19 protein-coding genes and 1 CRISPR repeat array are annotated in these 20,049 nt (G+C 50.6%); of the genes, 5 read left to right on the top strand and 14 right to left on the bottom strand.

Features of this window, described 5'->3' with window-relative positions; all coding sequences use genetic code 11:
• Positions 1-31: 31 nt before the first annotated feature.
• Positions 32-1,039, top strand: coding sequence for an aldose 1-epimerase (locus V5J77_RS05650; protein WP_338554812.1), 1,008 nt, complete (start codon positions 32-34; stop codon positions 1,037-1,039).
• 110 nt (positions 1,040-1,149) lie between these two features.
• On the opposite strand, the gene V5J77_RS05645 is transcribed toward V5J77_RS05650, so the two are convergent.
• The 5 genes from V5J77_RS05645 to V5J77_RS05625 all read right to left on the bottom strand — a co-directional run bounded on the left by V5J77_RS05645 (position 1,150) and on the right by V5J77_RS05625 (position 4,987).
• Positions 1,150-1,608, bottom strand: coding sequence for a RidA family protein (locus V5J77_RS05645; RefSeq protein WP_338554811.1), 459 nt, complete (start codon positions 1,606-1,608; stop codon positions 1,150-1,152).
• A gap of 32 nt (positions 1,609-1,640) precedes the next feature.
• Positions 1,641-2,402 (bottom strand): SDR family oxidoreductase, encoded by a 762-nt coding sequence (locus V5J77_RS05640; RefSeq protein ID WP_338556575.1) that lies wholly within the window; start codon positions 2,400-2,402, stop codon positions 1,641-1,643.
• A gap of 168 nt (positions 2,403-2,570) precedes the next feature.
• A complete protein-coding gene (locus tag V5J77_RS05635) occupies positions 2,571-3,305 on the bottom strand; it encodes an ABC transporter permease (protein ID WP_338556573.1) in 735 nt (244 codons plus the stop codon).
• A 9-nt stretch (positions 3,306-3,314) separates the two neighbouring features.
• Positions 3,315-4,073 carry an ABC transporter permease gene (locus tag V5J77_RS05630; protein WP_338554810.1) on the bottom strand — a complete coding sequence of 253 codons (759 nt, stop codon included), beginning with the start codon at positions 4,071-4,073 and terminating at the stop codon, positions 3,315-3,317.
• Positions 4,070-4,987, bottom strand: coding sequence for an ABC transporter ATP-binding protein (locus tag V5J77_RS05625; protein ID WP_338554809.1), 918 nt, complete (start codon positions 4,985-4,987; stop codon positions 4,070-4,072). Before V5J77_RS05625 ends, V5J77_RS05630 begins: the two co-directional genes overlap by 4 nt.
• Before the next feature lie 155 nt (positions 4,988-5,142).
• Here V5J77_RS05625 and V5J77_RS05620 point away from each other — a divergent pair, with 155 nt between their 5' ends.
• Together V5J77_RS05620 and V5J77_RS05615 are read left to right on the top strand one after the other, a co-directional pair.
• Positions 5,143-5,856 carry a response regulator transcription factor gene (locus V5J77_RS05620; protein ID WP_338554808.1) on the top strand — a complete coding sequence of 238 codons (714 nt, stop codon included), beginning with the start codon at positions 5,143-5,145 and terminating at the stop codon, positions 5,854-5,856.
• Positions 5,856-7,247 carry a HAMP domain-containing sensor histidine kinase gene (locus tag V5J77_RS05615; protein ID WP_338554807.1) on the top strand — a complete coding sequence of 464 codons (1,392 nt, stop codon included), beginning with the start codon at positions 5,856-5,858 and terminating at the stop codon, positions 7,245-7,247. The genes V5J77_RS05620 and V5J77_RS05615 overlap by 1 nt, the downstream gene beginning before the upstream one ends.
• A 34-nt stretch (positions 7,248-7,281) precedes the next feature.
• Here the strand turns inward: V5J77_RS05615 and V5J77_RS05610 are convergent, their stop codons facing one another.
• Positions 7,282-8,490, bottom strand: coding sequence for an MFS transporter (locus V5J77_RS05610; protein ID WP_338554806.1), 1,209 nt, complete (start codon positions 8,488-8,490; stop codon positions 7,282-7,284).
• On the bottom strand, positions 8,487-9,179 hold the full coding sequence (locus V5J77_RS05605) for an FCD domain-containing protein (RefSeq protein ID WP_338554805.1): 693 nt from the start codon (positions 9,177-9,179) through the stop codon (positions 8,487-8,489). The genes V5J77_RS05610 and V5J77_RS05605 overlap by 4 nt, the downstream gene beginning before the upstream one ends.
• Before the next feature lie 333 nt (positions 9,180-9,512).
• Between V5J77_RS05605 and V5J77_RS05600 the strand changes: the two genes are divergently transcribed.
• Both V5J77_RS05600 and V5J77_RS05595 read left to right on the top strand, forming a co-directional pair.
• Complete coding sequence (locus V5J77_RS05600; RefSeq protein WP_338554804.1) at positions 9,513-9,986, top strand: hypothetical protein; 474 nt, start codon at positions 9,513-9,515, stop codon at positions 9,984-9,986.
• 3 nt (positions 9,987-9,989) lie between these two features.
• The gene (locus V5J77_RS05595) at positions 9,990-10,679 is read left to right on the top strand and encodes an AIM24 family protein (protein ID WP_338554803.1); all 690 of its coding nucleotides are present in this window, start codon (positions 9,990-9,992) and stop codon (positions 10,677-10,679) included.
• A 193-nt stretch (positions 10,680-10,872) separates the two neighbouring features.
• A CRISPR array of direct repeats spans positions 10,873-11,373; the repeat unit is 33 nt; unit sequence GTTTCAATCCACGCACTCCATACGGAGTGCGAC.
• Positions 11,374-11,570: 197 nt separating this feature from the next.
• Here the strand turns inward: V5J77_RS05595 and V5J77_RS05590 are convergent.
• The 7 genes from V5J77_RS05590 to V5J77_RS05560 all read right to left on the bottom strand — a co-directional run bounded on the left by V5J77_RS05590 (position 11,571) and on the right by V5J77_RS05560 (position 19,966).
• Entirely contained in the window at positions 11,571-13,160 is a 1,590-nt protein-coding gene (locus tag V5J77_RS05590) for a methyl-accepting chemotaxis protein (RefSeq protein WP_338554802.1), read from the bottom strand.
• A 75-nt stretch (positions 13,161-13,235) separates the two neighbouring features.
• A complete protein-coding gene (locus tag V5J77_RS05585) occupies positions 13,236-15,278 on the bottom strand; it encodes a chemotaxis protein CheA (protein ID WP_338554801.1) in 2,043 nt (680 codons plus the stop codon).
• A gap of 72 nt (positions 15,279-15,350) precedes the next feature.
• Complete coding sequence (locus V5J77_RS05580; protein WP_338554800.1) at positions 15,351-15,779, bottom strand: chemotaxis protein CheW; 429 nt, start codon at positions 15,777-15,779, stop codon at positions 15,351-15,353.
• A 14-nt stretch (positions 15,780-15,793) separates the two neighbouring features.
• A complete protein-coding gene (locus V5J77_RS05575; RefSeq protein WP_338554799.1) occupies positions 15,794-16,864 on the bottom strand; it encodes a chemotaxis response regulator protein-glutamate methylesterase in 1,071 nt (356 codons plus the stop codon).
• Positions 16,865-17,076: 212 nt separating this feature from the next.
• The gene (locus V5J77_RS05570) at positions 17,077-18,201 is read right to left on the bottom strand and encodes a response regulator (protein WP_338554798.1); all 1,125 of its coding nucleotides are present in this window, start codon (positions 18,199-18,201) and stop codon (positions 17,077-17,079) included.
• A gap of 1 nt (position 18,202) precedes the next feature.
• On the bottom strand, positions 18,203-19,231 hold the full coding sequence (locus V5J77_RS05565; protein WP_338554797.1) for a histidine kinase: 1,029 nt from the start codon (positions 19,229-19,231) through the stop codon (positions 18,203-18,205).
• Between the two features lie 177 nt (positions 19,232-19,408).
• Entirely contained in the window at positions 19,409-19,966 is a 558-nt protein-coding gene (locus tag V5J77_RS05560) for a GbsR/MarR family transcriptional regulator (protein ID WP_338554796.1), read from the bottom strand.
• Positions 19,967-20,049 lie beyond the last annotated feature (83 nt).

Here is a 20,049-nt window from a genome sequence, read left to right as displayed (position 1 = left end):
CCAAATATTCGCCAAATTTAAGGAGGCTATTATGAGCAAGCAAGGACAAGCGCTTGAGCAAGCATTTCATGGAGAACCAGCCGTTTGGCTAAAATGGGGCGCCTACGAGGCAGCGGTTTTGCCCGAAGTAGGCGCTAACCTGATTGCGTTCCGCGATATAGAGAAGGGCTATCATTTTTTGCATGAGCCGGCTGAGAGCGAAATGGCCGAATTTAAAGCACGTCCTGGTACTCACGGCATTCCCGTGCTGTTCCCTCCAAACCGTTATCAGGATGGCACCTTTACAATGAATGGCAAAACTTATTCGTTTCCTATCAATGAGCCATCAACAGGCAATCATTTGCATGGCTTCGTACATACGGCTGCGTGGGAAGTGCTGGACTATGGCACACTGAAAACCGAAAGCTACGTGCTGCTTCAAATCGCAGTGGATGAGCAGCATCCGATTTATGCTTATTTGCCGCATCGTTTTGCAATTACGCTGCGCTACTCGTTGAATGACCAAGGACTATTCCAGCATATTTCCGTACATAACCGCGGGAATGACGCCATGCCTTGCCTGATTGGCTTCCACACGGCGATTAATGCGCCTTTTGCCCCGCAAAGCGCTGCGAGCGACTACAGCTTCACGCTGACAGCGGGCAAACGCTGGGAATTAGATGAGCGCATGCTGCCGACAGGTCAATTTCAGCCGCTGAGCAGCAACGAAGAGAAGCTGAAAACGACTGGCGCTTCTCCTTATTTCGAGCCGCTGGACAATCATTATACAGTAGAGGCGCGTAACGGCCGCAATCAAATGGAGCTGACGGATGCGCGTGAGCAAGTAACCTTGGTTTACGATGCAGGAACGGCCTATAAGCAGTGGATGGTGTGGAACAGCAACGCCTCCGGCCAGTTTTTCTGCCCTGAGCCGCAGCTTAACCTCGTTAATGCACCGAATGTCGATCTGCCAGCAGACGAAATCGGACTGGTCAGCCTAGAGCCAAACGGCATCTGGGAAGAAACGAGCCGCCTGTATGTAAAGCCGGCTGCCAAGTAATAACAGGCAGCACACCCGGCCATAAACGGCCGAAAGCCGAAGCCCCGCATACGAGCGGGCGCTCCGGCTTTCTTTGATTTAGAGAAGTAAGGGATTTCCATGCCGCCCCTCTACTCCTCTACTTCAAAAATCGAATCCACAATGATTGGGAGATTGTTTCTTACCGATACAGCACCAAGAACGGAGCGGGCATGGCTTCCTTTTTCTCCGAACACATCCATCAATAAGTCTGAGCAGCCATTCAGCACCTTATGATGCTCTTCGAATTCAGCTGTCGCATTGACGAAGCCTTGAATTTTCACGGCCCGTTTTACTTTATCAAGGGAGCCCAGTGCATCTTGCAGCACGGCCAGTACCTCAAGTCCCGCCTGCCGGGCAAATTCATAGCCTTCCTCCGTCGTGAAGTCTTTGCCCAGCTTGCCCTGCGGCCCTCCAACTGGCCCCTTGCCTGAAACAAACAGCAGTCCATTCACATTAACACAATTTGCGTATTTTGCCGCAGGCTCACTCGCCCTTGGCAGCACAATACCAAGTTCAATAAGTCGCTTACTAATCGTAGATTCGGACATGCGAACACCTCCTATCAATTGGTGCAGCTAAATTAAATCGCTGGCATAACATTACCGCCGTTAACCGGCACATACGCACCTGTAATGAAGCTGGACAGCTCGGACGCCAGAAATGCGACTGTGTTAGCAATTTCCTGATCGCTTCCCCGCCGCTTCAGCGGTACATTTTTCTCATAGCCTTCATTTCGCTCACTGCCTGCAGCACGGTCCCGTTCGCTGATCGTCCAGCCCGGCGCCACTTGGTTGACCGTAATGCCGCTCTCGCCAACCTCCTTGGCAAGCACGCGGTACACGCCGTCCATCCCTCTTTTGCCTGCTACGTAGGCCGATTGGCCGGGCGCATTTTGCATCGCACATTCCGTATTGATGCCGATAAAACGACCGCCGCCGCGCTCCACCATTGCGGGAACGAAAGCTTTTGCCAAATAGACGCTTTGCATGACGCAGGATTCGAACTGACTTTCATAATCCTCCACCGGCTGCTTCAGCACGCTTTCCCACTGGTACTGAATGACGGCATTCGCCACGACAATATCCACATGCCCAAGGCCTACCGCCGCTTCCGCTTGCAGCCGCTCCACATCGCCTTGCTTCGTAATATCTGCCTGAACCGTAATCGCGCGTCTGCCCAAAGCCTCTACCTCCTGCTTTAGCTCCAACGCCTTGTCCTCATTGCTACGATAATGAATGACGACATCCGCCCCGCAGTCTGCGAGCGTTCTAACCATCACGCGTCCTAAGTCTCCAGTCGCTCCGGTTACAAGCGCGATCCTACCAGTCAAGTCAAGTTGCAGCATTAACGTTCAGCTCCTTCGTTTATTCATAATCGTCGTCCATCCTTGGCAACACTTCCCTCCTAGGCTACCATAACCTCGTACCATGCGTATATTTAAAATTTCAATATTGTGCTTGATTTGACGAATGATGCCTAATGCTGCTTCTGTATCCATAGCAATGCGCGCTTACGCCGAAACGTCGGCTGTTCGCAGCCGGTAAATGGCAGCGGCGCTGAATGCAGCCGTATAGAGCACATTTACTACAACAACCGTCAACTGCTGCTGAACAGGCAGACGCTCCGGGCTCAGCACGCCCATGCCTATCGTCAACAAAGAATGTGGAAAAAACAGCCCTGCCTTCGCTGCATACATGCCCAGCCCCAGAAAGGTTGCCCCTAGCCCGATGCCTACAGGGACGGCAAAGCTGCGTATCCGTAAGGACAGCAGCAATTGCAAGCTGCTAATCGTAATGGCTGCCAGCCAGCCCCGCACGAGCCAGCCGAATAGTTCTCCCGGCAATTCGGAGAGGCTTAATCCAACCATTGCCCCCCCTATCATATAAAGCACGGCAAATACTACTTGCACAAAGCCCGTCAGCATACTGGCTGTATAGAGCTTCGCCCAAAAAATGCTGGCAACCGGAATCGGAGCGGTCATCATCATATTCCAGTTTTTGCCTGAATGCTCCAATCTGCAAAGATAGGCACAGCAAATCGCAATCAGCGTCGGGAAGAAAAACTCGCCATAAAACAGCCCGACCTGCGACCATAAGCTATACCAGCCATTTTGCAATACCCCCTGATTCATATATAAATTACCGCACCCCATCAGGATGCTGACAATCGGCAGCGCAAGCAATACGATCCATAGATGCGAATGGCGCAGCTTCAGCCATTCAGCGGGAACTACCCTTTTCAGCATAAGCAACCTCTACACCTCCTGTCTGGATATATGCCATCGTCCTGCCCCATAGATCAACAACCCTAGAAATAACAACAGTCCCAGCATTGGAAGTCCCGCTCCTAAATCCCGCGCTATAAATTCAAGCCGATTATCCGTATAGCTCTGGGCGACCGGACTAAGACCCGAGTAATACGACCAGATGAACAATGCCCTTATTGCACTTGGAAACAAATCAGCAGTCATGCCAATGAACCCGCCAAGCATGCCGAGACATAGCGCGAATGCCTGATTTTTAAGCGCCATGGATAACCACTGCTGCAAGGCAATGACGGCCAGATGAGCAGCCATCGTTCCAGCAAGCAAGCGTCCGAGCAGCATAAGCGGCACCGCTTCCTCAAAACCGTTCATTTTACCGAAGCCAATCAGAGCTGCTATTTGCACAAAGCAGGCAAGCAGCAAAATAAAGGCCACGCAGCCATATTTGGCAGCATATAAGCTCTCCCGCTTGACTGACATGGAAAGCAGCAGCTTCCACGTATTGCCCTTATGCTCCATATCGCAAATACGCGATACGCAGATCGCTGCGAGAATAGGGGCAAACAGACCGTTCAACGATGCCGTCATTGCAATAAGCGGCACCCAGCTCGCCTGATCCGGATTACGTGCGATGGACATGCTTGTTGCCATAAACGCCCACCCCATTTCCACCCCTATCATCAGCAGTACCGTCATCCCGACGTATGTTCGGCGCAGCTTGTAGCCTTCCAGCCAAATCGCGCGGATCATAGACTGCGCTCCTTCCCTGTCAATTCGAGAAACAGGCTCTCCAAGCTTTTTTTATGCTCTTCTATGCGCAGCACGTCGATATCTGCTGCAAGCAGTCCCCGATTGATTCGCGCTACCTGACCATCTGTCAGATGACTTAATCGCAGGAAGCCATCCTGTAAAATCGGCGCAAACCCTTGGGCGGCGAGCAGCGAATGCGCCATCGGATTTTGGCTCGTCTTAAAGGCAATGGTCGGCCGACCTTCATTTCGCAGCTGATCCAGCTTGCCTTGGAACAGCATTTTGCCTTGATGGATAATGCCTACTGAGGTGGCAAGCTGTTCGATTTCCGACAAGAGATGGCTGGATAGGAGCACCGTCATCCCAAGGCGCTGCGGCAAAGATTTAATCAGCTCGCGAATTTCACCGATACCTGCCGGATCAAGGCCATTCGTCGGCTCGTCCAGTACGAGCAGCTTAGGCGAAGCCAACAGCGCCATCGCGATCCCTAAACGCTGCTTCATGCCCAAGGAATACTGCGATACTTTTTTATTTTGCTGCTGCTCCAGCCGGACAATTTTCAGTGCTTCCCTCACTTGGCTTGCGGGCACATTCCGCAATCGCTGCACGACGCGCATGTTTTCCAAGCCGGTCAGATGGCCGTAGTAGGAAGGCGATTCGATCAGAGAGCCCGTCTGGCTTAAAATAAGACGGCGGTGCTTGGTCAGCTCCTTGCCGAATACGGATACGCTGCCCTCCGTCGGCTGGGCGAGCCCTAAAATCATTTTTAAGGTCGTCGATTTCCCTGCTCCATTCGGTCCAAGAAAGCCATAAATCTCTCCCTCCTCGACCAATAAATCGAGCTTTTCGACGGAATAGCTGCTGCCATATCGTTTGGATAGGCCACGGGTAGATACAATCGCCTGCATCTTCATTCACTCCCAGCTTCATATTGTTAATCAAGCATAACGATGCCGCCTTGCTGTAAACTGAAGCTAACCTTACGTCAGCCTTAAATCAGACAGATGACGGCTCGCCACGCTCCAAAACGAGCAAAAGCAAGGTATACTGAAAACGGGTGATTAAAACGATGGAAGACTTAAAGCATAAAAAACTGCTCATCGTTGATGATGAGAGCGATTTAAGGGAAATGGTCGAGGGGTTTTTACGCAAAGAGGGCTATACCCGCATTTTTCAGGCGGCTACCTGCGCTGAGGCACTGCGCAGCATAAGGGCGGCTAAGCCGGACCTTGTCCTTATGGATATAATGCTGCCTGACGGGGACGGCTTCTCTCTGCTCCAGTCACTGCGGCAGTTTTCCAACGTTCCTGTGCTTTTTCTATCCGCCAGAGGAGAGGATGAGGATCGCTTGCTTGGTCTTGGGCTAGGCGCCGACGATTATATGGTGAAGCCTTTTTTGCCGCGCGAGCTGCTGCTGCGCTTGAGCGCGATTTTACGGCGAGTATATGCGCCATTTCGCCAGGAGCAGCGCCCTATTTTTCAACTGGGTCACCGTGTTATAGATTTGGAAAGCGGCATTGTGCGGACGTCCAGCGAGAACGTTTCTTTAACCGCTAAGGAGCTCGTCCTGCTAACCAAGTTTTACGAAAACCGCAACCGAATTGTAACCAATGATGCCCTCTGCCAAGCAGCGTGGAGCGATGATTATTACGGCTATGAAAATACATTAATGGTTCATATTCGCCGCATTCGTGAAAAAATCGAGGAGCTGCCCTCTAGTCCCGAGCATCTGCTGACCGTTCGCGGCTTAGGGTACAAGCTGCTGGTCAAGGGGGATGAATAATGGGAGGCACTCTGCGCATTTTAAAACGTTTTATTGGGGCGACGATGCTCATCTCGCTCTCTTTGCTTTTACTTAACTTTTTGCTGCTGCTCATCTGGGTTAGTACGGGAACGGTCGAGAAAAGCTCGCCAGCCGCGGTTGTACGGCATACGGCTGAAGGGCTGAAGGCTGCGAATGACGGATATGCTCTTGAGGCTGAAACGGCGGCACTGCTGGAAGAACAGCAGGTGTGGGCGATGCTAATTAGCTCGGCGGGGCAGGTGTTGTGGGGACATAGCTTGCCCGAAGAGCTCCCTGCCCACTATAGCTTGACGGACGTAGCCAAGCTTTCCATGAGCTATTTGATGGATTATCCCGTATTTGTGTGGGAGTATGGAGATGGTCTTATTGTAATCGGTTATCCGAAGGACAGCCTTGTCAAATACCAGCATATACTGCCGACCGACTGGGTCAAAAATTTGCCGCTGCGCGCCCTGCTCCTTCTTATCGGTAACCTTGTGCTTGTGCTGATTGTCGCCCTGCTGATCGGTTCCCGGCTCCTGCTTTCCATCCGTCCGCTGACGCAGGGCATACAGGCGCTTGCCGCGGATCAGGAGGTGCAGCTTGTGCCCAAGGGAATGCTCGCTGACCTTGCCCAATCTGTCAACCACGCCTCATCGCTGCTGCATCAGAAAAATGCTTCGCTCAAAAGCAGGGACGAGGCGCGCTCCAACTGGATCGCTGGCATTTCCCACGATATTCGCACCCCGCTTTCCATGGTGCTCGGCTATGCCAGCGAGCTGGAGGAGCATCAAAGCATTCCTCCGTTGCAGCGAAAGCACGCAGGTATTATCCGCTATCAAGCAGAGAAGCTGCGTACTTTAGTCAGTGACTTGAATCTCGTGTCCATGCTGGAATATGAAATGCAGCCGCTCACCCCGAAGCCTTTGCGGCTGGCAGCGCTGACGCGCCAAGTGGCCTCCGATCTTATTAATGCAGGGCTTGAGCCCAGCTTTACGCTCGAAATGGACGACTTAAACGAAACCGCTCAAATATACGGGGACGAGCGCCTGCTGCTGCGTGCCATGACCAATCTCGTCCACAATGCCATCCGCCATAATCATCCACAAGGCTGCGACATCAGGCTGGGAGTCGAGCTTGCAGGCAATAACCGCACGTGCCGCTTCATCGTATTAGACAATGGACGAGGCATCCCGCCGGAAGAGCTTGCCGATGTGCTGGAGCTGCCTTTTTCCGCAAATCGAAAATATGCCAGACCTTCCGGGCATGGTCTCGGGCTGCCAATGGCTTTCCGTATAGCCAAAGCCCATCATGGACGGCTGACGTTAACTAACCGGCCTGAGGCCGGTCTCGCTGCCGAGCTTGAGCTGCCTTGCTTGGAAGCGCGATAATCGGGTGTACATTGGCTTTGACCGTAAGGCGGGTTTATACCGTGCGATTTCTGGAGGCGCCAAGGCCGGATAGGAGCATCAGCGTGCTAACGACAAGCAGCAGCAACAGCGGGGGCTTCCAGCTTGCCGTAATATCATGAAGCATACCGAACAAGATCGGTCCGGTTGCCGCCAGCAAATATCCAACCGATTGCGACATGCCGGAAAGAGCAGCGGAATCGAAGGCATCCTTTGCTCGCAAGCTCAAAAAGATCATGGCTAAGCTAAACGCACATCCTCCGCCAATTCCGAGTAAAACCGTCCACAACGAAATGAACGCATTTCCTCCGAAATAAAGACCTCCCAATGAGACAAACAACAGAAGTGTCATGATGATGACCAGCAAATGTTGATTCTTCATGCGTCCCGCCACAATCGGCACAATGAACGCTACGGGCAGCGCGGAAATTTGAAACAGCGACAGCAGCAAGCCGCCGCTGTCTTCATTCAAGCCTCGGCTTGACATGATTTCAGGCATCCAGGCGATCAACACATAGAACAAGAGAGATTGCATCCCCATAAAAATCGTAACCATCCATGCCAGTGGCGAACGCCATAGACTTCGGCGCTTCGACATACCGCTCTTCGCTATCCCAGCAGACGCCAGACTCGCCCGTGCTTGAGGCAACCAGAAAAGCGCGGCCAACAGAACGAGTATGCCCCATATGCCGAGCGCGCCATTCCAGCCGAAGCCGAGGTCACGGGCGACTGGAACACTGACACCTGACGCAATCGCCCCGCATAAATTCATTGACACGGAGTACACGCCGGTCATGAGGCCGACTTGCTGAGCAAAATTCCGTTTGACCAGACTTGGAATGAGCACGTTGCACACCGCAATTGCCAGCCCAATCAAAGCAGTGCCTGCAAACAAAGAAGCGGTTGCGGTCAACGAACGGATCGCGATACCCGCCATGAGTAAAACCAGTGCGAAAAGCAGGGTCCGCTCCACCCCGAAGCGGCGTGCAAGAATGGGTGCGAACGGTGAGAGCAGCGCGAAAGCAAGCAATGGCAGTGTAGTAAGCAGACCTGCCGCAGCATTCGATAGTCCGAGGGATTCGCGAATCGAGCCGACCAATGGGCCTACCGACGTTAGCGGCGACCGCATGGACAGTGCGATCAGGATGATGCCGAGGATGATCGGCCAACCCAGCGACAAAGATTTCTTCGCCATCATTGACTTCGTATCGCTTGTTACGCTCATGTCCGCTCGCCTCCTTTGACCGCAAGAATAGCTTTCGATTCCGCAATATAACGGTGAACCGCTGCCACGGCACGATCGGCGTCTTGATCGACAATCGCTTCGACCAACTGCCGGTGCATTTCCACAAATTCGGCATTGACTTCGTAACGGGTCAAGCTTGTAATCGAATCTTGTGACGCGTCCGCGATATGGTTGTATAAATCAATCAAGATTTCATTATGAGACGCCACGATGATGCCTTGGTGAAGACGGATATCCTCCGTAACAACGCCATCCATGTCACCACGTGCTGCCGCACCCTCCCAGCGTTCCAGTTGGAGAAGAAGCTCACGTGCCTCTTCGTCCGTTCTGCGTTGTGCAGCCAGATGGGCTCCCTCTCGTTCGAGTGCATGCCGGACTTCCAATGTTTGAAGTGTATCGGATCGCATAATTCGTTTTTGCAGTACCACTCCCAGCACACTCGAAGAGCTGACGTACGTTCCGTCCCCTTGTTTCGTCTTCAAAAGTCCCGCGTGAATCAACGCCCGAACGGCTTCCCTCAATGTATTGCGGCTAACATTCAACTCGACCATCAGCTCCGGCTCAGCCGGAATACGCATCCCGACCTCCCACTTGCCAGATTCGATCTGTCCTTCCATTTGCAATGCGACTTGCTCGACCAGCGTCAATCGATTTGTTTTCTGAAGCATACGTCAGTCCTCATTTCTAATATTTATCAAACGTAGGATGTTTGGTTATTTGGTATTTTAACATACTTATATCGTGGAGACAACTTCTTCCCTAAAAAACCAAGCTTCGATATATTGGAGTTTGCATAAACATCCTGGCAAAATTGTAATTCTATTATTTTCTACCGTTACCAATCCTCATTTAATGTCGTATAACTCTTTAGATTGCTTTGCTGCCCGCATAGATGCTGTCGAAAAAAAGCATTCTTTCGATAAACATGTCCAGCCAATCTAGCAAATGGGCAAAAAAGAAGCTACACTAAGGCTATCGCATTATCAGAGGAGGGATCAACGTTGCCAAAAGCGCCATTCCTTGTTTCTACTCTATTATTCATGTCCTTGCTATTTCTGCTATTTCCGCATTCGGTTGCCGAAGCAGGCATGTGGAGCAACATAAAGGGTATTTTCTCCGCCCCCGAAAAAATCGACGCGCTGGAGCAGCAATATATTGATGCCAAGCAGCAGCTTGATGCACAGAAGGAGCAGCTCACCGAGTCGCTGCAAAACGCAGAGCAATACGCAGCCAGGCAAGAGGAGCTTATGCAGCAGAACGAGCAGTTCCGCAAAGCCAATGAGCAGCTAATGGAACAGAACAACGCGCTTATTCAGGAAATGGAGCAAATCAAGCAGAAGCAAGCCAGCTTTACGCAAAGGCTTATCAATACAGCACTCATCATTATGAGTTTGATTTTTGCCTATATTCTTTCCCTGCGCGTATGGCGTTATCTCGTTTGGCGCAAGCAGAAGCATGCTGGCAGAGGAGTGTAGTCGATGAAAGCAACCTCCCCCGCGCCGATTGGACATGTGAAGGTAACGCTTCAGGATGCGGACAAGCTCCATGTACTCCATCCGGGAGCGATTATTGCTTACCAAGGCGCACCGCAGCAGCGCGAGGATCGTTTTATGAATTTGGCAGGCGTTTATCGCAAAAAGAAATGGGTGCGCGCTGTGCTAAGCGGCCCCTCCGAATTTATAATCGGCTTGCCGCCGGGCTGCTCGCTGGAGACGATCACAATTGGACCGGAAAGTGATTTGCTGTTCGACTACCGCCACGTGCTCTATTTCACAGACGGCATGCAGCTCAAAAGCGTCATTCAGAAAATGAAAAATGTATGGATCACCCGCGAGCTGGTGCGGATGCGCTTCTCCGGCCCCGGCGAGCTTGGCGTCATTACAAGCGGCGACATTGCGGTGCTCCAGCTCGATAAGGAGCGCCCGCTTTTCGTAAATACCAGCTCGCTTGTCGCTTATCCCGCGAATGCGACCATTCAGCTTGCCGTCTACGGCAATCAGCTGGCAAGCCAGAACATGAACGTTCAGTGGAAAATAACCGGCAGCGGCCCCGTCCTCATTCAGACCGGCTCGCATGGGAAAGACTTGGAGCATCCGCTGCAAAACGACGGATTTTTCAAGCGTTTACTACGTGAGGTGCTGCCGTTCGGCAGTGTGTATATTAAGTAGCAATAGCGCAATGCAAAAACACCCAAAATCGCTGATTTGGCGAATTTCGGGTGTTTTTTTGTTTTAAGGCGCTATGCTTTTCAACGAAGGTGAAATTGCTAAGCTTCAATTGATAAATTAGAAGTATCTGCAAACTAATATAGTCATGAATTTTGCGCTTTCAATTCACTAACTTTTTTCGGAAAGCTACATTTTGAATATCTCACATACTTCATACGGAGTGCGACTATATTAGTTGCATCTGGCGAAGCAAAGTACAAGTTTCAATCCACGCACTCCATACGGAGTGCGACTCCGGTGGCAAGGTCTTAAAGTCACGCTAACGGAGTTTCAATCCACGCACTCCATACGGAGTGCGACGCCTCATGAGTTATTCGCAGCGCAGGGCTTCCAGTTTCAATCCACGCACTCCATACGGAGTGCGACTTAGCAAAGCGTTGGGCGTAGATGTTGATATCAACGTTTCAATCCACGCACTCCATACGGAGTGCGACCTATGTTTAACAAACTGCTGTATCAGTTACACAGTTTCAATCCACGCACTCCATACGGAGTGCGACTATTCAGGTTGTCAGCGCCAGTGCGCATATATAGTTTCAATCCACGCACTCCATACGGAGTGCGACGATAAGCGGACAGACAAAACGAGTTCAGCAAAATAGTTTCAATCCACGCACTCCATACGGAGTGCGACAGCGAAAAAACAAGTGATTGATTCCATCATGGCATCAATCACCTGATTTTTCAATACATCTAATACTATAAAAATCTAAGTCAAACCTTGACTTTTTCTATAACAGCTCAAATTCGACACCGTTCTACAATTTCTGAGGTGCGAATCCCCTAGGGTTTTCATGTGAGCTTCACATTCGCACCTGTACCCTTCATACGTTATGCCGTTTTAAAGATCGCCACCGTATGCTGGAGATCATCCGCAAGCTGGGCCAGCGACTGTGCCGTCGCAGCGGATTCTTCGCTGCTCGCTGCTGACTCTTCGGCTGCGGCGGAAACATTTTCAACCGTAGTCAATACGTTGGCCGCTTGAGCTGCCTGCTCTTCACTTGCTGCCGCAATTTCAGATACACGGTGACCTGTATCGTTGACCATCTTCGTAATGCGCTCGAACGCTTCACCCGTTTGCTCCGACAACGCTGCGCTTTCCTCGACTGCGTTCACGCTGCGCTTCGTATTTTGCTGCATGCCTTGAATAATAACGGTGATTTTCTTCGTCGCCTCGCCGCTCCGCTCCGCCAGCTTGCGCACCTCATCGGCAACGACTGCAAAGCCGCGGCCTTGCTCGCCTGCACGTGCCGCTTCAATAGCAGCATTGAGCGCCAGCAAATTCGTTTGATCAGCAATATCCTCAATGACCTCAATAATATCGCCAACCTGATGGGAATCCTGCTCCAGTTGGGACATTTGCTCGCGCACGCCATTCATGCTTTTCACCGAGTTGTCGATAATCGTACGGCCTTCTCTAGCAATTTTCATTGCGGAATCGGATAGCTCCGAAGCCTGCTCCGTGCTTTGAGCAACCGACTGAATCGCCATCGTCAGCTCGCTGAACAGCTCGTGAATCGTCTGTGCCGCCGACGCCTGCGCCGTACTGCTACCTGCGATTTCCTGTGTCGCTGCCGAGATTTGCTCTGCTGCCGCAGCAACGCTATGGGAGGATTCCACAATGCCGCTAACCGTTCCGTTCAAACGGTCAATCATATGGTTAAAGGATGCAGCCAAATTGCCGACCTCGTCCTTCGTATGAATGTCCGCCTTCTCGCGCAAGTCGCCGTCTGCTACTTTACTTGCAAGCACAACGATACGATTAAGCGGCTTTGAAATCATTCGGGATAATACAACTCCGAAAATAATGCTCAAGAGAAACGCCACGACCACAATAACAATCGTAATGAATAAAGCACTGTTATAGGAGCGCTCGCCCTGTTGGTTGGCTGCGTCCGCTTCACGAATCGAAAGCTCAATGCTATCCTTAAGCGTTTTGAAAATAACATCACCCTGCGTTTTTAAATCACCGCTGATTAACTTTTTAAAAGCGTCATTCTGGTCAGCAGCATCAAGCTCGATACCCCGGTTATAAATTACCATATAAGCTTTCCAATCCGCATCATAACTTTCAATGATCCTTTTAGCATCATCGCTCATATTTGTTGCTCTATATCTATCAACAGCCGATTCGACTTGTGCTATCGTTTCCCTAATTGTAGCAAGCTCTGCCTGCTTCTGTTGCTCCGTATCATGCATATACAGGTTTCGAATTTGAACCCGCAAACGAGTATAGTTGACCTGTGCTTCATAAGCTTCCTTAACTGGAATTAAATTATTGAAATACATATCATCCTGGGACGCATTCATTTTACCCAAATTGTAAATACCGAATAGCCCCACGACACCTAAAATAATCGCAACAATCAGAAATGCGGATATTAATTTGACGCTGATTTTCAAGTTGTAGAACCAATTCATATCAAATACCCTCCCTGTTCTATCTATTATTTGCTGTTGCTGCTTTGTTTTCTTACCGACCCAGCTAACGCTGCTCTAGCTGATGCCGCTCGCCTTTTTCATAATGCCGCCAATTTCCAAAATCAACGCAATGCGCCCGTTGCCCAAAATCGTTGCTCCTGAAATACCATCCACCTTGCCCACGTAGGAGCCCAGCGTTTTTATAACGACCTCTTGATTGCCAAGCAGCTGATCGACCGCAATAGCAAGCCGCTGCTCCGCTCTGCCGATCATCACGACCGGGATTTTCTCAGAGCCGCCCTCCGAACGTGAATAGCCGAACATTTCATGCAGCCATACGAACGGGACAATCTGATTGCGAATTTTAATAACCGGCGAGCCCTTAATCATTTTGAGCGTGCTTGTATCGACTCGAATAATTTCCACGACGGCGCTCATGGGCAAAATAAACGTCTGGTCGCTCGCCTTAACGAGCAAGCCGGTTGTAATGGCGAGCGTCAGCGGCAGCCTTATCGTGAACTTCGTTCCCACGCCGACGGTCGTATCAATATCAATAATGCCGCCAAGCCGCTCGATATCCGTCCGCACGATGTCCATGCCTACACCTCTGCCGGATACATCGCTAAGCTGGGAAGCGGTCGAGAAGCCCGGGTGAAAAATCAGACGCAGCGCCTTATGCTCATCGAGCAGTGCCGCATCCTCCTCCGAGATAACCCCTTTAGCGACGGCGGATTTGCGCAGCTTATTCGTATCAATGCCCCCGCCATCATCCTCGACGACGACGACAACCTGATTATCCTCATGCGCTGCGCTGATGCGAACGACTCCCCGCTCGGGCTTGCCGCTCATTAGCCGCTCCTCCGGCATTTCAATGCCGTGGTCCACCGCATTGCGGATTAAGTGAATCATCGGATCGCCGACCTCTTCAATAAGCGTGCGGTCAAGCTCCGTATCGCCGCCAATCATTTGCAGATCAACGTTTTTGCCCAGTGTTTGTGCCAAATCACGCACCATCCGCGGGAAGCGGCTGAACAGTTGCTCGATTGGCAGCATCCGCACCTTCAGCACATTTTCCTGCAAGCTGCCGATCAGCCGCGATAGATGATCGCTAATTTCGCCAAGGTCATCCATCGTCTCCGAATATCCATGAGCCTGATGCAAGGTTTGAATGGCCTGCTTCAAACGAGTTTGGTCGATGACCAGCTCTCCGAGCAAATCGAGTACATTTTCCAGTCGTTCCACGTTGACGCGAATCGTCTGCTGCTTCATTGAAGCTTTGGATTGCTGCGGCTTGTCTGCGGCTTCCTCAGCTCCGCCTCCAGCAAAATCAGGCAGCATGTCCACAGCCTGCTCTAAAGCTGCGGCTGTCTCTGCTTCCGCTTGAAACGGCTGTACGGCCTCCACCCTTACGCTCTGCACATCCATCAGCCCAGCTACCGCCTGCTCAAGAACAAGCGGCTCCACCTCTTGAGCAGCAAGCAGCCACCGCACGGCATGAATATCCTGATCATCCTTTACCAGCTTCATATTGGGCTCATTCCAGAGCACCTCGCCAAACGCACGCAAGGATACATCAATAATGCTAATGCGAGCAAGCCTCATCATGCAGTCCTCGGCAAGCTTGACCGTTATTGTAAATACGGTTTGACCGTTATGTATATATTGTTGCAGCACCTGCTCCGCCTCTTCCGGCAAAGCATCGCCCGCTGCTTCCTTTGCAGCAGCAGCCGATTCCGTATTCGCTTTCGAGAACCGTTCCAGTTCCTTAATGACCGCTGATGGGTTCGGCAGCAGCTCCTCATGGATAATGCTGTTTTGCAAATCTTTAATAAAGTCGAGACATTGAAAAAATAAATTTGTCAATTCAAGCGACATCGCAAGCTCTTCATTACGCAGCATATCAAGCAAATGCTCCCATTCATGGGTCAACTGCTTGAGCTCCATATAGCCCATTGCAGCAGAGGAGCCTTTAATCGTATGTGCCGCCCGGAAAAGCCGCTGAATGCCCTCGGAATGAGAGCCTTGCTTTTCCAAAGATAAAATTTCTTCTTCCATCGTCATAATCTGTTCCTCAAGCTCTTCGAGAAACACCTGCCTAAATTCCGAGTTATCGAACATATGCACCACCTCATAAGCGTTGACTTGAGAGCTGACTTACTGCTTGAAATAAGCCGTGTGAAGCAAGGCGCATTAATCGCGCAGCAGCACCTCATCAATCTTTAATATGCCGACCAATTCTGACTCTGTAAGACCGATTCCTGTAAAATAGGCGCCATTGATGCCGCCTACCCGCTCCGGTGGTGGCTGAATATCGTGAAACGTCGTTACCTTGTGCACCCGATCCACAATAATGCCGATCGACTCCTCCTGATGATGAACAACGACGATTCGCGTCGCTTTTGAATACACATCCTCATCCAACGAAAATAACGCGCGCAGGCTAATAACCGGAATGATTTTGCCGCGTAAATTAATGACGCCCTTCACATAAAACTGGCAATTCGGTATTTCGGTAATTTCCTGCATTCGTATTATTTCATGTACTTCAGCTATACGTATCCCATAGCTCTCTTCACCTACGCCAAACTGTACATATTGCATTTGCTCTACCCCCTGCATAATTTCACCCCCTTTCATGTTCTGCCTCTGGTAACGTCCAGCAGCTTTCTGCCAATCTGCTCAATGGGAAGCACATAATCGACTGCTCCCCGATCAACGGCCGCCTTTGGCATACCGTAAACGATGCAGGTTTCCTTCGCTTCCGCTATCGTCGTTGCTGCTTGCTTCGCCTTCCTTGCTTGAAGCATTTGCTCTGCGCCATCGCTGCCCATGCCTGTCAGCAGTACAAAATGCCGCTTAAGCTCCCTAAGCTCCGCCACCGAACGGAACAACTCGTCCACTGAGGGACAATGAAGACCCGCAAGCGGTTTTTGATGAAGCTTAATGAAGTAACCTCCATCCTTCTCCTCCACATTCATATGGCTGTCTCCGGGAGCGATGAACACCGTTCCATTCACTAGCGGCTGCTTATCCTTCGCCTCAACGACCTTCACAGCGCTAACTCCGTCCAGTCTTTGAGCGAGCGATGCGGTAAAGGTCGCTGGCATATGCTGCACAATGACGATGGGATGCTCAAAAGAAGCGGGCAAGCTTTTGAGCAGCACGGTTAGCGCTTGCGGCCCTCCGGTAGAGGAGCCTACAGCTATAAGCTCACGAACGATAGATGCGGCCAAGCTTGTTTTTCTCAGCTGAGGCTGAGTCGCAGGCTGCGCCTGCGGCACGCCCGCGAGCTTCAGAAGCCGCTGAATCGGCGCTCCTGCTGCATTTTTTATTTTTTCACACAATTCTGACTTTACTTTATAAATATCGGCTGACAATTCTCCTGAAGGCTTGGCGACAAAATCCACCGCTCCGCGCTGAAGCGCCAAAATGGTCTCTTCCCCGCCAAATTTTTGGATGGAGCTGAGTATAATAACGGGGGTCGGCACGCGTCGCATAATTTCCGAAAGGGCAGTAAGGCCATCCATGCCGGGCATTTCCACATCCATTGTAATAACGTCTGGACGCAAGCGAAGAGCTTCAGCAATAGCTTCCTCCCCATTTTTCGCTTCTCCTACGACTATAAGCTTCGGATCTTCTTCAATGTATCGCTTGATTAAATGCCGCATAAAAGAAGAGTCATCTACCACGAGTATTCGATGCATCTTCCGTCCTCCCGATTTGCTGTTTGCTGCGTCTTATTTCCTATACAATAACAAACGGCTCTGAATCATAACTGAATCTTTTGTCGATTTTTAGTGAATTTTAACGAATTTAATTAAAATGGATGGAAACATCGTATCCTTTCTCCATATTTTCGAAAACGTAAAAAAGCCACCTTTGTCTTAAGCAAAAGGCAGCTTCTTATGTACGGTTATCAGGTTGCTTGCATGAGCGCCTCATAGCGACCCACTAGCTCGGCATGCGGACATGCTCCAAGCTCCCCGGCAGTGCGATTGCAAAACTGCTTAAAAACGGTGTTGGCCTTCACCCGATTGCCAGCTCTCATATAACAGCGGATTACGAGCCACAAGGCCCCCTCATCGTAAGGCTCCTTGTTTAAGTATTCGAGTGCATACTCCGTTGCTGCATGAACATCTCCCTGATTCAGCAGCTCCTCAATCAACCGCTCCAAAACGAGGCCTCCGATTAATCTATAGTGCTCACGCAGCCGATAAACCCAGACGCTATGAATATCCGTCAACACCTCCTCCTTGTATAAATTAACCGCCTGTCGAAGTAAAAATATATTGCCTCTATCGACCGCCCGTTTTGCCAGCAGTGAAAATTCAAGCATATCGGTGGACATATGCTCGGCCGTCAAAATATACTTCTCCCGCAGCGATTTAATTCGAATCCGCCCGTCGAGCCCATTGCGCTTCAACAGCTGGCGAAGCTGATAAACGCAAGTATGAATGTATGCCCTTGCCTTCGCATCCTCCATGCCTGAGAAAACATCATCTATAATTTTTTCGACGCGGCATTCCCGGTTCATCCATAAATACGCGAACAGCTCCTTCGTTTTCAGCACCTTCCATTTGACGGGCCCTGCTGTCCCGTAAAGGTTCAGCTTGCCGAAGCATTGCACGTCGACTCTGCCATTGTTTTGTACCGCCTCGGCGGCCATTTTATTCCTCCCGTTTCTACGTTGAAGCACGCGCTCCACCGTTCGCTGAAGCCGCTGAGGAGCTACTGGCTTCAAAATATAATCCTCCACGTTAAGCTCATAAGCCTGCAACGCATGATTATCGAATGCCGTGACAAATACGGTAGCCGTCCCTGGGCAATTAGCAAGCATCTCCTCCGCGAATGTAAGACCCGAAATTTGCGGCATATAGACGTCTACGAACACGACGTCCGGCGGCTCTCGCTTAATAGCCGCAAGTCCCTCCAGCGGGTCATCATAAAGCTGAATGGAGCCGATTCCTTCACAGTTCGATAAATATTCCTTCATTTCCTCAAGCGCCCAATGTTCATCATCCACCACCGCAACGTTCAACATTTTACTGCCCTCCCTGTTGTGCTGGTATCAAAAAGGTAACGGTCGTGCCTCCGCTTTCGCGGCGTCTAATGTGCAGTCCCGATCCAAAATGACGGAGCAGACGCTCATTAGTATTCGCAAGCCCTATTCCCTGACGCAGCTGCTGATCGCTCGGCAAACGCCTGCCTGGCGGCTGCTTTCTTTTGCGCATAAAGCTTTCTAGCTGCTCCTCGGGAATACCGACTCCATCGTCCTTAATAATGACGCGAATGCCTCCATGAACGTTGAGCGTAATAATGTCAACTCTGCCGCCAATGAGCTTGGCTGTAATACCATGGCGAATCGCATTTTCCACCAGCGTCTGAATGATAAAGGGCGGCAGCTGAAACTGCGTCGCTCTGAGCTCGTAATTCACTTGCAGGCGACTGCCAAATCTCGCCTTCTCCAAGTCCAGATAGGCTTTAACGAGGGCAAGCTCAACCTTAAAGGACACAGCCTCCGCCTTATTCTCAAAATCAAAGCTGCTCCGCAAAAATTCACTTAAGCTGCGAAGCAGTCCCCTCGCTTCCTCCGCATTCCGCTTGCTGATGAAAATAATAGTTCCGATTGCATTAAATAAAAAATGCGGCTTAATCTTCGCACGCAGCATCGCCAGCTCCGTCTCCACAAGCCCTGCCTCTGATTTTCTCAGTTGCAGGAGCATGCAGAGCTTTCGCGTAAGCTCTACAGCGGCGAAGGGCCGCAATAAATAATCATTCATCCCAGCTGTGTAGAGCCGCTCCAGTTGTTGTCTGTCTTTTATATCCAGCAGCATAATGATGTATAGCTCCTTGCTGCCGCTTGCCTCATGAATCGTGCGGCACGCAGCTTCAGCATCCTCTGTCAATGAAGCGTCAATCAGACATATATCCGCCTCGCCGCCTTGCTTGAACCAGAGCAAGGCATCCTCCAGCCTGCCTTGGGTCGAAATTTGTATATGTTGTTCCGTAAAACTAGTTGTAATAATCGCTCTTTCGATTACGCGGTCATGAACGAGAAGCGCATGAAGCACTGCAAATCCCCCATTCCAAATTATAGTAGATAAGAACGTCTAGTAACTATATCGGTTTTAGGTGCTTGTCTTTACACTATGCCCTGCATGGAGACGCAGAAAAGACCGGTTGCATTCAACCGGCCTTGCACGAAACGCATGTTTTTCCCTTAATTGTGCTGTGCAATATTCTGCTGTCTACTCTTCCTTCGGAATCAACTTATAAATTTCTCCTGATTCAAAAGCATCAATGAGCCGTCCCAGCCACCTATAATAAGCGAGCGCTTCCTTAAGCTTCTGTCTGTCGCTTGCGAGCACATCAAGAAAGGCTTCGGATTGCTCTGGATTTTCCTCCAGCTGTTCAATTTCCTTAAGAGAACGGGATAAGGCAAGCACATTTTGCTCAGCAGCCTTCCTCCATTTAATAGAGAAAAAATCCGTGAAGTTCTCGTGCCAATCCGGCACCACCTCATACAAATCCTTGCGTGAGCCTTTGCCCCATACTTTATTGATCATTTTCAGATCGTATAATGTCCGCATTCCGGTGCTCATTGACGTTTTGCTCATTCCCATCGTAGCACTCATTTCGTCCAGCGTTACAGGCTCGCGGTTGAAATACATATTGCCATATAAATGCCCGATGGACAGCGTAATGCCGTATAGATCCATGTTTTTGCCGATTGATTCAATGACGCGCCGCCGCGTCTTCAGCAGCTGCTCCCGCTGCTCTTCTGATAATGCTGCAAGTTCATCCATGTCGTTCCTCCTGAGGAGTGGCGTACCCCATTCATCCTACAACATGTATTGTAATCAAACGGCTAGGGATATGTAAAGAATCA

Source organism: Paenibacillus sp. KS-LC4, assembly GCF_036894955.1.
Lineage (GTDB): Bacteria > Bacillota > Bacilli > Paenibacillales > Paenibacillaceae > Pristimantibacillus.
The sequence above is the reverse complement of the archived record's forward strand: the minus strand, read 5'-3'. Positions and strand labels throughout refer to the sequence as shown.

What these genes read in the sequence shown, in the direction of transcription:
- V5J77_RS05615 (WP_338554807.1), top strand. Translation starts at nt 5,856, where the DNA reads ATGGGAGGCACTCTGCGCATTTTAAAACGTTTTATTGGGGCGACGATG.
- V5J77_RS05625 (WP_338554809.1), bottom strand. Translation starts at nt 4,987, where the DNA reads ATGAAGATGCAGGCGATTGTATCTACCCGTGGCCTATCCAAACGATAT.
- V5J77_RS05580 (WP_338554800.1), bottom strand. Translation starts at nt 15,779, where the DNA reads ATGCAGGGGGTAGAGCAAATGCAATATGTACAGTTTGGCGTAGGTGAA.
- V5J77_RS05585 (WP_338554801.1), bottom strand. Translation starts at nt 15,278, where the DNA reads ATGTTCGATAACTCGGAATTTAGGCAGGTGTTTCTCGAAGAGCTTGAG.
- V5J77_RS05560 (WP_338554796.1), bottom strand. Translation starts at nt 19,966, where the DNA reads ATGGATGAACTTGCAGCATTATCAGAAGAGCAGCGGGAGCAGCTGCTG.
- V5J77_RS05645 (WP_338554811.1), bottom strand. Translation starts at nt 1,608, where the DNA reads ATGTCCGAATCTACGATTAGTAAGCGACTTATTGAACTTGGTATTGTG.
- V5J77_RS05635 (WP_338556573.1), bottom strand. Translation starts at nt 3,305, where the DNA reads ATGCTGAAAAGGGTAGTTCCCGCTGAATGGCTGAAGCTGCGCCATTCG.
- V5J77_RS05630 (WP_338554810.1), bottom strand. Translation starts at nt 4,073, where the DNA reads ATGATCCGCGCGATTTGGCTGGAAGGCTACAAGCTGCGCCGAACATAC.
- V5J77_RS05620 (WP_338554808.1), top strand. Translation starts at nt 5,143, where the DNA reads ATGGAAGACTTAAAGCATAAAAAACTGCTCATCGTTGATGATGAGAGC.
- V5J77_RS05575 (WP_338554799.1), bottom strand. Translation starts at nt 16,864, where the DNA reads ATGCATCGAATACTCGTGGTAGATGACTCTTCTTTTATGCGGCATTTA.
- V5J77_RS05605 (WP_338554805.1), bottom strand. Translation starts at nt 9,179, where the DNA reads ATGCTTCAGAAAACAAATCGATTGACGCTGGTCGAGCAAGTCGCATTG.
- V5J77_RS05590 (WP_338554802.1), bottom strand. Translation starts at nt 13,160, where the DNA reads ATGAATTGGTTCTACAACTTGAAAATCAGCGTCAAATTAATATCCGCA.
- V5J77_RS05650 (WP_338554812.1), top strand. Translation starts at nt 32, where the DNA reads ATGAGCAAGCAAGGACAAGCGCTTGAGCAAGCATTTCATGGAGAACCA.
- V5J77_RS05595 (WP_338554803.1), top strand. Translation starts at nt 9,990, where the DNA reads ATGAAAGCAACCTCCCCCGCGCCGATTGGACATGTGAAGGTAACGCTT.
- V5J77_RS05570 (WP_338554798.1), bottom strand. Translation starts at nt 18,201, where the DNA reads ATGTTGAACGTTGCGGTGGTGGATGATGAACATTGGGCGCTTGAGGAA.
- V5J77_RS05610 (WP_338554806.1), bottom strand. Translation starts at nt 8,490, where the DNA reads ATGAGCGTAACAAGCGATACGAAGTCAATGATGGCGAAGAAATCTTTG.